Origin of the sequence: Salinarimonas chemoclinalis, from assembly GCF_041514305.1 — a bacterium.
GTDB classification, from domain to species: domain Bacteria; phylum Pseudomonadota; class Alphaproteobacteria; order Rhizobiales; family Beijerinckiaceae; genus Salinarimonas; species Salinarimonas chemoclinalis.
This window is the reverse complement of the sequence record NZ_JBGMWH010000016.1, coordinates 42423-56371: the sequence shown is the minus strand read 5'-3', so window position 1 is coordinate 56371 and position 13949 is coordinate 42423. Positions and strand designations below refer to the sequence as shown.

Genomic DNA, 13949 nt, shown 5'->3' with positions numbered 1-13949 from the left:
TCGAGAAGACGTGGGACGCCTCCCGGGATCGCCATCGGCGCCGTGTCCGGCCCCGAGACATGGGAGACACCTCGTTCCCACGACACGGATGACGACAGCGCGACGACCCGCGCCGCGCCCCATGCGCGGTGGGCGCACCCGTCGCCGACGGGCGGGTGCGCCTCGCCTCGGCGTCAGCCGCCCGCGCCGATCGCCTCGCGCACGAGCGGGATCCAGGTCTCGCGCTGCGCGGCGTAGAAGGCGTCGATCTCGGCCGGCGTGCGCGGCGGCACCAGGTCGGCCCCGAGCGCGAGGAGCTGCTCGCGCACGGCGGGCGTCTCCATCACCGCCGCGACCTCGGCGTTCAGGCGCTCGACGATGGCGTCCGGCGTGCCGGACGGCGCCGCGATCGTGTTCCAGGTGGCCGCCTCGAACCCGGGATAGCCGAGCTCGGCGACGGTCGGGACCTCCGGCAGCGCCTCGGAGCGCTCCGGCGAGGTGATGGCGAGCGGGCGCACCGCGCCGGCCTCGATCTGCGGGATCGCAGTGACCGCGACGTCGAACATGTGCGACAGTCGCCCGGCGACGACGTCGCGTCGCGCGTCCGAGCCCGCCTGGTACGGCACGTGCTCGACGTCGACGCCGACCTCGTCGGCCCAGCGCAGGCCGGTGACGTGCGTCGTCGTGCCGACGGGACCGGAGCCGTACTGGTAGACGCCGGGCTCGGCCTTCAGCATGGCGACGTAATCGGCCATGGTCTGCGCCGGGTTCTCCGGGCCGACGACGAGCACGAGCGGCACGGTGTTGATCATCGCGACGCCGCGTAGCGTCTGCGCGAGGTCGACCGGCATGTCCGGGAACAGCGCGATGTTGAACACGAGCTGCGAGGAGGTGCCGACGAGGAGCGTATGGCCGTCGGGCTCGGCATTGGACACCAGCTCGGTCGCGACCATGCCGGAACTCTGGGGCATCGCCTCGAGCACGATGCGCTGCCCGAGCCGCTTCTCCAGCTCGGCTGCGACGATCTGGGCGGAAACGTAGGCGTTGCCGCTCGCCGCGGAGGCCGTGATCAGCCGAATCGGCTGGGTCGGCCAGGTCTGCGCTTCCGTCTGCGCTTCCGCCTGCACAGGCACGGACGCGACAGCCGTCGCGCCGGCGAGGACGCCGGCGGCGAAAATGTTCTTCCACATGGTCTTCCCTCGGTCTAAGGAGTGACCAGGAAGAAATACCGCTTTCTCCGCGGGAGGCAATATGAGTAACGATCGAAATTACACTTTTCGCTGCAGGCTAGTTTTACTTCGTTCTAAGCTGGATTACAGCATCTGCGTGGAGATTTCCGTTGCGGCGACGGCGCTCGCCTTCGCCGTCGCGGCGTCGGCCCTCCCCGACGGACGGCCGGGACGTCTCGGTCCGGCCGACGTGCCCCTCGCGCTCGCGGCGCTGACGGGACTCGCGGCGCTCGTCGGCGTCGTCACGCGCAGAACCGCGGAGCCGGCGGCGGCGCTCGAAGTCGATCCGTGCGCGGCGCTCGATCCGGTGCCGATGCGCACGGTGGTGCGCCTGCTCGCGTCGCTCGTCCTCCTGGCGACGACGATCGGCCCGCTCGGCCTCCTCGTCTCCGGCACGCTCTGCGGTGCGCTTGCTGCGTCCGCGGTGACGGGCGCGCGCCTGCCCGGCGCGCTCGCCGCGGGCGTCGCGGCGACGGCCCTCGTCGCGGGCGTCTTCGTCGGCCTCGTCGGCCAGCCGTTGCCGCTCCTGCCGGGTGCGCTGCGATGATCGGTGGCGACATCGCGGCCGGGCTCGCGGCCGCGCTCACCCTCGAGCATCTCGGCTGGGCCTTCGCCGGCGCGTTCCTCGGCACGCTGGTGGGCGTTCTCCCGGGCCTGGGCCCGGTGGCGACCATCGCGCTGCTGTTGCCGACGACCTTCTTCCTGCCGCCGACGGGCTCGCTCATCATGCTGGCGGGCATCTACTACGGCGCGCAGTACGGCTCCTCGACGACGGCGATCCTGCTGAACGTACCCGGGGAGGCCTCGGGCGCGATCACCGCCGTCTCGGGCCACAAGATGGCGCGGGAGGGACGCGCCGTGGAGGCGCTCGCCGTCGCGACCCTGGCCTCGGCGGTGGCGGGCATCCTGTCGGCGCTCGTGCTGGCGCTCGCCACTCCCGCGCTCGCGCGCGCTTCGCTCGCGGTCGGGCCCGCGGACGTCGCGGCGATGATGGTGCTCGCCTGCGTGCTCGCCGTCGTGCTCTCGGCCGCGCCGCTCGCACGCGGCTTCGCCATGCTCGGGCTCGGCGGGCTGCTGGGCCTGATCGGGACGCCGGGTCCCGACGGGCTGCCGCGCTTCACCTTCGGCGTGCGCGCGCTCTTCGACGGGATCGGCTTCGTCCCGCTCGTCGTCGGCCTGTTCGGCATGTCGGAGGCGCTCGCGCTCGCCGCGCGCGGCACGAGCGGCGGTGCGGTCGCGAGGATCGCGCATTGGTGGCCCGGCGCCGCCGCGATCCGCGGCTGGCTCGCGCCGGCGCTGCGCGGGTCGCTCGTGGGCGCCGCCATCGGCCTCGTGCCGGGCGCGACGACCCTCGTGTCGTCCTTCGTCGCGTGGTCGCTGGAGAAGCGCGTCTCCCGCCGCGCGCCGGACGTCCGGCGGGACATCGCCGGCGTCGCCGCGCCGGAGGCGGCCAACAACGCCAGCGCACAGACCGGCTTCGTCGCCCTGTTCGGGCTCGGCATCCCGTCGAACGCCGTCACCGCGGTGCTCGTCGGCGCCATGATGATCCACGGCCTGCCGCCGGGGCCGGCCCTGATGGACCGCGAGCCGACGCTGTTCTGGACCTTCGTCGGCTCGATGCTGATCGCCAACCTGATGCTCGTCGTGCTGAACCTCCCCCTCGTCGGGCTCTGGGCGCGCCTGGTCACGGTGCCGCCGCTCTGGCTCGTGCCGGGCATCGTGCTGGTCTCCGGCGTCGGCGTGCTGGCGAGCGACGGGCTCGCCTTCGACGTCGTGCTCCTCGCCGCCTTCGGAGGCCTCGGCTACGCGCTGCGGCGGACCGGCTTTCCGCTCCTGCCGCTCCTCGTCGGATTCGTGCTCGCCCCCATCTTCGAGGACCACCTGCGCCGCGCGATCGCGCATGCCCGCGGCGACGCCGCGACGCTGGCGAGCCAGCCCATCGCGGGGACGCTCGCCGCCGCCGCCGTGCTCGCGCTCGCCCTCACGCTGGCGCGGCGCGGGGCGCGCTGAACCGCCCGCGCGACCTCGGGCCGCGCGCACCGGAGCCCGCGGTGCGTCGCCTCAGTACCAGGAGGCCGGCACGGGGAAGACCGTCGGCGCCGGGGTCGCGCGGGCGATGGCGAGCGCGAAGTCGTTGCTCCAGTCGGTGAGCGGCGGCGTCCCGGCGAGGTCGGCGGGCGTCACCAGCTCGGGCACGAGGCGGCGGGGCGCGCGGGCGAAGAGGTCGCTCGGCCAGTCGGCGATGGCGAGCGTCGGCGGCGTGCGCGCGGCCGGCCCGGCGAGCACCACGCGGTTGAGGCGCCCGGCCGCCCCGCGCACGTCCTCGTAGACGGCCACCGGCCCGCCCATCGCCGCCGCGATCGCGGCGAGGAGGCGGCGGGACGGCCGCGTGTCCAGCGGCGGCACCACCGCGTTCACCACGAGGGCGCCCCGCGGCGCGAGGCAGGCGGAGGCGGCGGCGAAGGTCTCGCGGGTCACGAGGTGCTCGGGGATCTCGAGCCCGGAGAACGCATCGACGAAGATCGCGTCGTAGGCGCCCGCGCAATCCTCCAGGAAGAGGCGGGCGTCGGCGATGCGCAGGTCGATCTCCGGCGCGAGGTCGAACCAGCGCCTCGCGACGTCGGCCGCGGCGGGGTTGACGTCGACGGCGGTCACCGAGAAGCCCGCGCGCACGAGGTCGCTCGCGATCACTCCGCCGGCGAGGCCGAGCACCAGCACGCGCCCGCCGGGCGCCACCGTCTCGGCGATCAGCGCCCGCGACAGCGCGGCGTAGACGAGCGGCGTGCCCGGCAGGTCGCGGCCCGCCGCGCTCTGGACCTGGTTCTCCTCGAGGTAGAGCCGCACCGTGCCGTCGCGCCCGGGCCGGGTCACGTCCGCGACGATCACGGTCGCGTGGGCACTGCGCTCGGTCGCCACGTGCGTCACGCGCCAGGCGCCGAAGGCGACCGCGTCCGGCGCCGAGAGCAGGGCCGCGCCGGCGAGCGCGATCGCGGCGACGGCGCCCGGGAGCAGGACCGCCACCGCCCGGAGCTCGCCGAGCGCCCGCGCCGCGAGGAGCGCGACGGCGACGAGCGCCCCCGCGAGCACGGCGAGCGTCGCCGGCGGGGCCATGTGGGGCAACAGCGCGAAGGCCGCGAGGAAGACGCCGGCCACCGAGCCGACCGTGCTGATGGCGAAGACCTCGCCCGCGCCCGAATCGCCCGCGCCGGTGGAGAGGAGCGCGATCGCGAGCGGCCCCATGGCGCTGAGCAGCACCAGCGCCGGCGCGAGCACCAGAACCACGCCGACGAAGGCACCGGTGAGCGCGCCGCCCACCGCGAGCTGCGGCAGCAGCATCGGCGCCAACGCGCCGGTGACCCCGAGCACGATCGCCGCGAGCGCGGGTATGCGCGCGAAACGCCGCGCCGGCGCGTGCGCCGACCAACGCGAGCCGACGTGATAGCCGAGCGCCAGCGCGAGCAGCGTCACCGAGAGGATCGCCGTCCAGACCACGAGCCCGCCGCCGACGTAGGGGGTCAGCAGCCGCGACGCGATCAGCTCGAGCGCCAGCGTCGCCGCGCCGGTGACGAGGAGCGCTGCGTGGACGACGAGGCGGACGGGGCGGGCGGGGGCGTGCGGCACGCGCCGTCGTAGCGCGGCGGGGCGCGGGGGTCCAGCCGCGCGGCACGCGGTGGCCGTCCCTGGCATGGTTTCTGAAACGTGAACGACGCGCGGCGCTTTCGAGCGACCCGCCGTCCCGGAGCGGGACGATCGTGATCAGGCAGGAGCACAGCCATGATGTTCGCGTCCGCGTCCCCCCTCGGCCAGGCGTCCCGCGGCGGCACGCGCGGCCGTCCCGAGACGTCCGCGATCCCCCGCGTCGAGGTGGGCGGCTTCGGCATCGAGCTGCGCGGACCCCTCGATCTCGACGCGATCGCCGCGCCCTGGGCGGCGCTCGCACGCCGGGCGCTCGTGCCGAGTCCCTTCGCGGAGCACGCGCTCCTCGCCGCCGCGGCGCGCCACCTGCCGGAGGGCCGCCGGCTCCAGACGCTCCTCGTCTGGAGCGGCGCGCGCCTCGTCGGCGTCGCTCCGGTGACGGCCGCGCGCGGCCCCCTCGGCGCGAAGCGGCTCGTGCCCTGGCGTGTCGACCTCCTGCCGGCCGCGACGCCGCTCCTCGACGCCGAGGCCGCCGGGTCGGTGCTCGACGCGATGCTGCGCTACGCCCGCGGGCGCGGCACGCCGCTCGTCCTCGCCGACGCGCCGCTCGGCTCGGCGCTCGCCCATCTCCTGCGCGGCGCCGGCCTCTCGCCGAACGCGCTCGCACAGGCGCGAGACGCCGAGCCGGAGCGGACCGTGGTGCCCTTCGCCGATCTCTCCTTCGAGAATGCCCGCACGGCCACGGAGGTACGCGACGCCGTCGAGGTCTTCCTCGCGCTCGACGTCGAGGCGGCTGCCGCGCAGCGGCGGCTCGCGCTCGTCCAGGACCCCGGCCACGCCAACCTCGTGCGCACGGCGACCCGCCGCGCCGCCCGCGAGCGCACGTGCCGCGTGGCGATCACCAGGCGCGACGGCGCGGCGGTCGCCGCGGCGATCCTCGTGCGCGACCACGCCTGGCTCACCGCCGCCGTGCCCGGCGAGGCGTCGGCCCTCGCCGCGCTCCTCGCGCGCCGGCCCATCGCCCCGCCTCCCGTTCGGAACGACTGGACGCTCGCCCCGAGCGCGCTCGGTCGTCCCGGCGCGCCCGCTCGAGGCCTCCTCGCCGCCGCCCGCCGGCTGATCGCACCGATGGCGCGGGCGACGTAAGGAGCGGCACTACCAGAGCGGAACCTCACGGCACCCTTGCATTTTGAGTGGAGTTTGATACATTAAGGCCGTTAATGTCTGGAGTTTCATGCAGGTGCGGATCACCACCCCTCTGTCCGGGGACGAATACGACGCGCTCGCGCGGCTCGGCGAGACGATCCGCCTCGCGCGGCTGCGGCGCAACCTCAGCCAGGTGGAGCTGGCGGAGCGGATCGGGGTCGCTCGCTCGTCGGTCGTCGCGCTAGAGAAGGGACGCCCCGGCGTCGCGATCGGCATCCTCATGCGGGCGCTGACCGTGCTCGGCTATCCCGAGCGGCTGGCGGAGCTCGTCGGGTCGGACCCGATCGGGGACGGCCTCGACCTCGGGCGACGCCGTGCGGGAGCGAAGGCCGATGTGGCGGATTTCTGACGCGGGCCTGGTCGAGCGTCTGGTCGTGTTCCGCGAGACGTCGGCGGGCGCCGTACCGGTCGGCGAGCTCGTAGCGGAAGGGCGCGGCCCGCGCAGGCAGTCGCGCTTCCGCTACGCGCGAAGCTACCTCGCGCGTCCCGATCGCCGGGCCGTCGACCCGATCGGCATGCCCCCGAGCGCACGCTCCTACCCCTCGGCCCCCGAGGAGGTGCCGCTCGCCTTCCTGGACGCGGGGCCGGACGGGTGGGGAAAGGGCATCCTGCGGCAGGCCTACCCCGACCTCGATCTCGGAATGATGGAGATGCTGGCGCTGGGCGGGGCGGAGCGTACGGGCGACCTGCTCTTCGGGCCGACGCCGGACGGCCCGGAGACCTGGCGGCCGGCCACGCGCGCGCTCGCGCGGCTACCCGACGCGGAAGACGACCTGGAGGCCCTGCTCGCCGCCGCGCGCGCGGCGGACGAAGGCGATGCGACGGCGGATCACCTCGGTCTCCTCTTCCGCAGCTCGCGCGACGTCGGTGGCGCACGGCCGAAGGCGCGGCTTCGCCGGGACGCTCGAGAGTACATCGCCAAGTTTCCCGCCTGGGGCGATCGGTTCGACGAGCCGCGGGTCGAGGCGGCGTGCCTCGACGCGGCGGAGGCGGCGGGCGTGCCCGTGGCCGAGCGCGTCGTCCTCGACGTGGCGGGGCGCTCCGTTCTGCTCGTGTGCCGCTTCGACCGCGACGACGCGGGCCGTGCCCACGGCTATCTCAGCATGGCGACGCTGCTGCGCCAGCCCTCCACCGAGTACCGCACCGACAAGACCTACGTGGACATGGCGCTCGTCGCGCGCCGGATCGGCGCCGCGTCGCCGGAGGCGGACATGTACCGCCGGCTCCTGGTCAATGCGTGGCTGAGGAACACGGACGATCACCTGCGCAACCACGCGATGATCGATCGGGGCGCGGGGTGGGAGCTGTCGCCGGCCTTCGACATCGTGCCGCATCCGGGCGTCGATCGGCACGCCTGCGCGCCGGCGCGCGGGACGAGCCCGGCCTGCGACCCGGCCGCTGCCGCGGCCAGCCACCGCGCGTTCGGCCTCGTCGAGGCGCGCGCCCGCGACATTCACGAGGAGGTCATGGCCGGCGTCCGCCGCTTCGCCGAGTTCCTCGACGGGCGGGGCGTCCGGGCTCGGGACGTGGCGATGCTGCGCGAGGCGGTCCCGGCGCTGCGCCTCGATCGCGCGGCCCCGGTCCCGTGACGTCGCGCCCGGCCGCTCACGCGGCGGGCTTCATGCGCCCGTAGAACGTCTCGCCGGCATCGGCCATCTGCCGCAGCAGAGCCGGGACGGCGAAGCGGGTGCCGTGGACGGTGGCGAGGCGGTCGGCCTTCTCCACGAAGGCCTTCGCCCCCATGAAGTCGATCCAGGAGAGCGCGCCGCCGGTGAACGGCGCGAAGCCGAAGCCGAGGATCGAGCCGACGTCCGCCTCGCGGGGGTCGACGATCACGCCCTCCTCGACGGTGCGGGCCGCCTCCAGCGCTTGGGCGACGAGGAGGCGATCCTGCAATTCGGCGAAGTCGATCGTCTCGCCCTCGCGGCGCGCCTTCGCCATGCCGGCGAGGCCCGGCCAGAGCCGCTTCCTGCCGCCCTCGGGATAATCGTAGAAGCCCCGGCCGTTCTTGCGCCCGAGCCGGCCCTCGCCCTCCACCATGGCGACCAGCATCGCCTTCTGGTCCGGGTCGATCGCGCCCGCGCCCGCTATCGCCTCGGTGGCCTTGACGATCCGCAGCGCGAGATCGAGCGCCACCTCGTCGTTGAGCGAGAGCGGTCCGACCGGCATGCCCGCGGCCTTGCCGGCGTTCTCGATCATCGCCGGCGGCACGCCCTCGACGAGCATCTTGTGCCCTTCGAGGATGTAGGCGCCCACGCAGCGATTGGCGAAGAAGCCGCGCGCGTCGTTGACGACGATCGGGGTCTTCTTGATGGCGCGCACGAAGTCGAGCGCGACGGCGAGCGCCTCGTCTCCGGTCTTCTCGCCCAGGATGATCTCGACGAGCATCATCTTCTCGACCGGCGAGAAGAAGTGGATGCCCACGAAGCGCTCCGGACGCGACGAAGCCTTCGCCAGCCCCGAGATCGGCAGCGTCGAGGTGTTCGAGCCGAAGATCGCGGTCTCGCCGACGGCGGCCTCGACCTTGGAGATGACCTCGGCCTTGACCTTCGGGTCCTCGAACACGGCCTCGACCACGAGGTCGCAGCCGGCGAGCGCCGCGTAGTCGTCCGCCGCGGTGATGCGCGCCAGCAGCGCGTCGCGGTCGGCGGTCTTGGCGCGGCCCTTCATGACCTGGTCGGTCATGAGCTCGTGCGAATGGGCCTTGCCCTTCTCGGCCGCCTCCCTGTCGCGGTCGACGAGCACGACCTCGAAGCCCGCGTTCGCCGCGACGTAGGCGACCCCCGCGCCCATGAAGCCCGCGCCGACGACGCCGATCCGCTTCAGCGAGGTCTCGCCCACGGAGGCGGGGCGCCGGGCGCCCTTGTTGAGTTCGCCCATCGAGACGAAGAGCGTGCGGATCATCGCCGCTGCCTCCTTCGAGCGCAGGATGTGGGCGAAATAGCGGGACTCGACCTTGAGCGCGAGATCCATGGGCAGCTGCAGGCCCTCGTAGACCGATTGCAGGATGGCCTTCGCGGCGGGGTAGTTGTCGTTCGTCTCGCGGCGATAGATGGCGTTCGCCGCGGGCCAGATCTGCATGCCGGCGGGGGAGTAGACCTTGTTCGAGGGCAGCTTGAAGCCCTTCTGGTCCCACGGCGCCACCGCGGAGCCGCCGTCGCGGATCCAGGCCTTGGCCGTGTCGATCAGCTGGTCGTGCGGCACGACCTGGTGGACGAGGCCCATGTTGCGCGCCATCGATCCCTTGATCTGCTGGCCCTTGAACAGCATCTGCAGCGCGTCGCCCGTCTGCATCAGCCGCGCCACGCGCTGGGTGCCGCCGGCGCCGGGGAAGAGCCCGACCTTGATCTCGGGAAGCCCGACCTTGGTGCGGTCGTGATCGCACAGGATGCGCTGGTGGCAGGCGAGCGCGAGCTCGAAGGCGCCGCCGAGGCAGGTGCCGTGGATCGCCGCGACGAAGGGCTTGCCGCAGGTCTCGAGCCGTCGGTAGAGCAGCGAGAGCCGGCGCGATTGCTCGAAGAAGACGCGCATCGCCTCCTCCGCGCCCTTCTCCGCGGCGAGCTTCGCGTGCATGGCGCGAAGCCCCTGGAGCATCCCGAGGTCGGCGCCGCCGGAGAAGTCCTTCTTGCCGGACGCGATCACGCAGCCCTCGATCTCGGCGGTCTCGGCGACGTGCTCGATCACGCGGGCGAGCTCCTCCATCACCTCGGGGGTGATGACGTTCATCGAGCGCCCGGGCATGTCCCAGGTGAGGAGTGCGATGCCGTCGGCGTCGGTCTCGAAGCGGAAGTTGGTGAGGTCCATGGTCTTGTCTCCCGGCTCTCTCAGACGCGCTCGATGATGGCGGCGGTGCCCATGCCGGCGGCGACGCACAAGGTGACGAGCGCCGTCTGCTTGCCCTGGCGCTCGAGCTCGTCGAGCACCGTGCCGAGCACCATGGCGCCGGTGGCGCCCAGCGGATGGCCCATGGCGATGGCGCCGCCGTTGACGTTGACGATCGCCGGATCGAGGTCGAAGGCCTGGATGTAGCGCAGCACCACAGACGAGAAGGCCTCGTTGATCTCGAAGAGGTCGATGTCGTCCTTCGTCATGCCCGCCTTCTTCAGCACGAGCTCGGTCACGTCGACGGGGCCCGTCAGCATCAGCGCGAGGTCGGAGCCGATCGAAGCGAAGGCCTTGATGCGCGCGCGGGGCGTCAGGCTCGCCATCTCGCCGGCCTTCCTGGAGCCCACGAGGACGGCGGCCGCGCCGTCGACGATGCCGGACGAGTTGCCCGCGTGGTGGACGTGGCGCACCGCCTCGACGTCGGGATGGGCTGCGATCGCCACCGCGTCGAAGCCCGCCATGTCGCCCATCTGCTCGAAGGCCGCCTTGAGCCCGCCGAGCGACTGCATGTCGGTGGACGGCCGCATGTGCTCGTCCTTCGCCAGGATGGTGAGGCCGTTGACGTCGCGCACCGGCACGACGGAGCGCGCGAAGCGGCCCTCGTCCCAGGCCCTGGCCGCACGCTTCTGGCTCTCCACCGCGAAGGCGTCGACGTCGTCGCGGGAGAAGCCGTACTTGGTGGCGATCAGGTCGGCCGAGATGCCCTGGGGCAGGAAGTAGGTGTCGATGGCGAGCTTCGGGTCGACGGGCCAGGCGCCGCCCGACGCGCCCATGCCGATGCGCGACATGGATTCGACGCCGCCGCCGATCGCCATCTCCTTCATGCCGCTCATCACCTGGGCGGCGGCGAGGTTCACCGCGTCGAGGCCCGAGGCGCAGAAGCGGTTGATCTGGACGCCCGGCACCTCCTTGCCGAAGCCGGCCTTGAGCGCGGCGGCGCGGGCGATGTCGCCGCCGGCCTCGCCGACGGGGTCGACGCAGCCCAGCACGACGTCCTCGATCATCACCGGGGGCAGCCGGTTGCGGTCGCGGATCGCCTTCAGCGCGGTCACGGCGAGATCGACCGCCGGCACCTCGTGCAGCGACCCGTCCGGCTTGCCGCGTCCGCGGGGCGTGCGGACGTGGTCGTAGATGTAGGCGTCGGTCATGGATGCCTCCCTGTGGCGTTCGGTTCGTATGCGCCGTGGCTCGCTCAGAACGCCTCCGCCGGCAGCGCCATCGTCGTGTCCGCGCCCGCGGAGATGCGCGCCAGCTGGGCCGCGGTCTCGGGCATCAGACGCTCCATGTAGAAGCGCCCGACGACGAGCTTCTCGGCCATAATGCGCTCCATGCCGGGCGCACCCTCCTTCGCGAGCGCCGCCTCGGCCATCAGCCCCCACATCCAGCCCATCGCGACCAGCCCGAACATGTGCATGTAGTCGGTCGCTCCGGCGCCGGCGTTGTCGGGCTTGGCCATGGCGTTGTTCATGAACCACATCGTGGCCTGCTGGAGGCGCCCCAGGCCCTCGCCGAGCGGCCCGATATAGGGCTGCATCGCGGGGTCCGACGCGTTCGCCTTGCAGAAGGCCTCGACCTCGCCGAAGAAGGCCATCACCGCGCGCCCGCCGTCCTTGGCGAGCTTGCGGCCGACGAGATCCATCGCCTGGATGCCGTTGGCGCCCTCGTAGATCATGGTGATGCGGGCGTCGCGGACGAACTGCGACATGCCCCACTCCTCGACGTAGCCGTGCCCGCCGAACATCTGCTGGGCCTTGACCGCGTTGTCGAAGCCGAGATCCGTGAACACGCCCTTCACGACGGGCGTCATCAGGCCGAGGAAGTCGAGGGCCTTCTGGCGCGCGGCCGCGTCCGGCGAACGGTGGGCGATGTCGCTCTCGAGCGCCGTGCGCAGGATGAGCGCACGCGCCGCCTCGTTGATGGCGCGGATCGTCATCAGCGTGCGGCGCACGTCCGGGTGGACGATGATCGGGTCGGCCGGGCCGTCCGGGTTCTTCGGGCCGGTGAGCGAACGGCCCTGGAGGCGGTCCTTCGCGTAGGCGACGGCGTTCTGGTAGGCGACCTCGGAGACCGCGAGGCCCTGGACGCCCACCGCGAGCCGCGCCTCGTTCATCATCACGAACATGGCCGCGAGCCCGCGATTCTCCTCGCCGACGAGCCAGCCCGTGGCGCCGTCGTAGTTCATCACGCAGGTGGCGTTGCCGTGGATGCCCATCTTGTGCTCGAGCGAGCCGCAGGAGACGCCGTTGCGTGCGCCCAGCGAACCGTCGTCGTTCACGAGCATCTTCGGCACGACGAAGAGCGAGATGCCCTTGGTGCCCTGCGGCGCGCCCTCGATGCGGGCGAGCACCAGGTGGACGATGTTCTCGGTGAGGTCGTGCTCCCCCGCCGAGATGAAGATCTTCGTGCCGGTGATGGCGTACGAGCCGTCGCCGTTGGGGACCGCCTTGGTCTTGATCATGCCGAGATCGGTGCCGCAATGCGGCTCGGTCAGGTTCATCGTGCCCGACCAGGTGCCCTCGATCATCTTGGGCAGGTACGTCGCCTTCTGCTCCGGGGAGCCGTGCTCGATCAGCGCGGCGATGGCGCCCATCGTCAGGCCCGGGTACATGGCGAGCGCGAGGTTCGCCGAGGAGGCGAACTCCTGCATCACCGTGTTGAGGGTCGTGGGCAGGCCCTGGCCGCCGAACTCCTCGGGCGCCGAGAGCCCGAGCCAGCCGCCCTGGACGTAGGCCTCGTAGGCCGCCTTGAACGCCTTGGGCGCGGCGACGCTGCCGTCGGCGTTGCGCGTGCAGCCCTCCTGGTCGCCCGCGAGATTGGTCGGCGCCCACGACGTCTCGGTCAGCTTCGCGCCCTCCTCGAGGATCGCCGCCACCGTGTCGGGCGTGGCGTCGGCGAAGCCCGGCAGATCGGCGTGGCGCGACAGCTTCAGGACGTCGTCGAGGATGAAGGACGTGTCGGCGACGGGGGCCTTGTAGACCGGCATGGGCTCTCTCCCTAGGGATCGGGCGGGCGTTTCGCACGGATGCGCGCCGTGGATAGTTCATATATAAACTATCTCGTCGCCGCTGGCTAGAGGGAGGCCGCGTCCCGGCGGGCCGCCGCCCGGGGACCCCGTCGTCGCCGATCCGTTCACCGTCCCGCGACGAGTCGCCGCGATGGGGGTTGCGGAACGCATGGGGAACGGGTATGAGTTCCGCGTTTGTTTTCCGCGTGACCGCCATCGCGATTCGGCCGGCGGCGCGGAAGGCTCGAGGACGGGGTCGCTCCATGCTCACGCGCAAACAGCACGAACTGCTTCGCTTCATCCACGAGCGGGTGCGGGAGACCGGCGTCCCGCCTTCCTTCGACGAGATGAAGGACGCGCTCGACCTCAAGTCGAAGTCGGGCATCCACCGGCTGATCACGGCGCTGGAGGAGCGCGGCTTCATCCGGCGGCTGCCGAACCGGGCGCGGGCGCTCGAGGTCGTGCGCCTGCCCGAGGGCCTGGGCGTGCCGTCGAGCCGGCGCTTCAACCCGAGCGTCGTCGAGGGCGGGCTCGCGGCGAAGCCCAAGGCCGCGTCGGCGCCCGCGGCGCCGCCGAGCGTTCCGGACGAGGAGCGCGGCATCCAGATCCCGGTCATGGGCCGGATCGCGGCGGGCGTGCCGATCTCGGCGATCCAGTCGCAGAGCCACTCGATCACCGTCTCGCCGGACCTCGTCGCCTCGGGCGAGCATTTCGCGCTGGAGGTCCGCGGCGATTCGATGATCGAGGCGGGCATCCTCGACGGGGACATCGTCGTCGTGCGCAAGCAGGACGTGGCAAACACCGGGGACATCATCGTCGCGCTGATCGACGACGAGGAGGCGACCTTGAAGCGCTTCCGCCGCCGCGGCTCCTCCATCGCCCTCGAGGCGGCCAACCCCGCCTACGAGACGCGCGTGCTCGGGCCGGACCGGGTGAAGATCCAGGGCAAGCTGGTGAGCCTGTTCCGGCGGTATTGAGCGGGGTCGGCGTATCCGGGATCGGACGGTTAT

At 72.7% G+C, this 13949-nt stretch carries 11 protein-coding genes; 6 read left to right on the top strand and 5 right to left on the bottom strand.

All coding sequences use genetic code 11. From position 1 onward, the window contains the following. Window positions 1–173 precede the first annotated feature (173 nt). Window positions 174–1169: a Bug family tripartite tricarboxylate transporter substrate binding protein gene (locus tag AB9M23_RS18800; RefSeq protein WP_372426117.1), complete on the bottom strand. Its 996-nt coding sequence runs from the start codon at window positions 1167–1169 to the stop codon at window positions 174–176. Between the two features lie 136 nt (window positions 1170–1305). On the opposite strand from AB9M23_RS18800, the gene AB9M23_RS18795 reads away from it, so the two are divergent. Together AB9M23_RS18795 and AB9M23_RS18790 are read left to right on the top strand one after the other, a co-directional pair. Then, the gene (locus AB9M23_RS18795) at window positions 1306–1755 is read left to right on the top strand and encodes a tripartite tricarboxylate transporter TctB family protein (RefSeq protein ID WP_372426116.1); all 450 of its coding nucleotides are present in this window, start codon (window positions 1306–1308) and stop codon (window positions 1753–1755) included. Next, a complete protein-coding gene (locus AB9M23_RS18790; protein ID WP_372426115.1) occupies window positions 1752–3218 on the top strand; it encodes a tripartite tricarboxylate transporter permease in 1467 nt (488 codons plus the stop codon). Before AB9M23_RS18795 ends, AB9M23_RS18790 begins: the two co-directional genes overlap by 4 nt. A 51-nt stretch (window positions 3219–3269) precedes the next feature. Here the strand turns inward: AB9M23_RS18790 and AB9M23_RS18785 are convergent, their stop codons facing one another. Further along, the gene (locus AB9M23_RS18785; protein ID WP_372426114.1) at window positions 3270–4829 is read right to left on the bottom strand and encodes a fused MFS/spermidine synthase; all 1560 of its coding nucleotides are present in this window, start codon (window positions 4827–4829) and stop codon (window positions 3270–3272) included. A gap of 153 nt (window positions 4830–4982) precedes the next feature. Between AB9M23_RS18785 and AB9M23_RS18780 the strand changes: the two genes are divergently transcribed. The 3 genes from AB9M23_RS18780 (at window position 4983) to AB9M23_RS18770 (ending at window position 7639) form a co-directional block, all read left to right on the top strand. Continuing rightward, window positions 4983–5990 carry a GNAT family N-acetyltransferase gene (locus AB9M23_RS18780; protein ID WP_372426113.1) on the top strand — a complete coding sequence of 336 codons (1008 nt, stop codon included), beginning with the start codon at window positions 4983–4985 and terminating at the stop codon, window positions 5988–5990. 94 nt (window positions 5991–6084) lie between these two features. Further along, entirely contained in the window at window positions 6085–6399 is a 315-nt protein-coding gene (locus tag AB9M23_RS18775) for a helix-turn-helix transcriptional regulator (protein ID WP_372426112.1), read from the top strand. Then, window positions 6383–7639: a type II toxin-antitoxin system HipA family toxin gene (locus tag AB9M23_RS18770; protein WP_372426111.1), complete on the top strand. Its 1257-nt coding sequence runs from the start codon at window positions 6383–6385 to the stop codon at window positions 7637–7639. The genes AB9M23_RS18775 and AB9M23_RS18770 overlap by 17 nt, the downstream gene beginning before the upstream one ends. Before the next feature lie 16 nt (window positions 7640–7655). Here AB9M23_RS18770 and AB9M23_RS18765 read toward each other — a convergent pair whose 3' ends face one another. The 3 genes from AB9M23_RS18765 to AB9M23_RS18755 are packed head-to-tail and all read right to left on the bottom strand — an operon-like array spanning window position 7656 to window position 12918. Next, window positions 7656–9854, bottom strand: coding sequence for an FAD-dependent oxidoreductase (locus AB9M23_RS18765; RefSeq protein ID WP_372426110.1), 2199 nt, complete (start codon window positions 9852–9854; stop codon window positions 7656–7658). 20 nt (window positions 9855–9874) lie between these two features. Then, a complete protein-coding gene (locus AB9M23_RS18760) occupies window positions 9875–11083 on the bottom strand; it encodes an acetyl-CoA C-acetyltransferase (RefSeq protein ID WP_372426109.1) in 1209 nt (402 codons plus the stop codon). A gap of 44 nt (window positions 11084–11127) precedes the next feature. After that, window positions 11128–12918 carry an acyl-CoA dehydrogenase C-terminal domain-containing protein gene (locus AB9M23_RS18755; RefSeq protein WP_372426108.1) on the bottom strand — a complete coding sequence of 597 codons (1791 nt, stop codon included), beginning with the start codon at window positions 12916–12918 and terminating at the stop codon, window positions 11128–11130. Window positions 12919–13202: 284 nt separating this feature from the next. Here AB9M23_RS18755 and lexA point away from each other — a divergent pair, with 284 nt between their 5' ends. Continuing rightward, window positions 13203–13916, top strand: coding sequence for a transcriptional repressor LexA (lexA, locus tag AB9M23_RS18750; RefSeq protein ID WP_372426107.1), 714 nt, complete (start codon window positions 13203–13205; stop codon window positions 13914–13916). Window positions 13917–13949 lie beyond the last annotated feature (33 nt).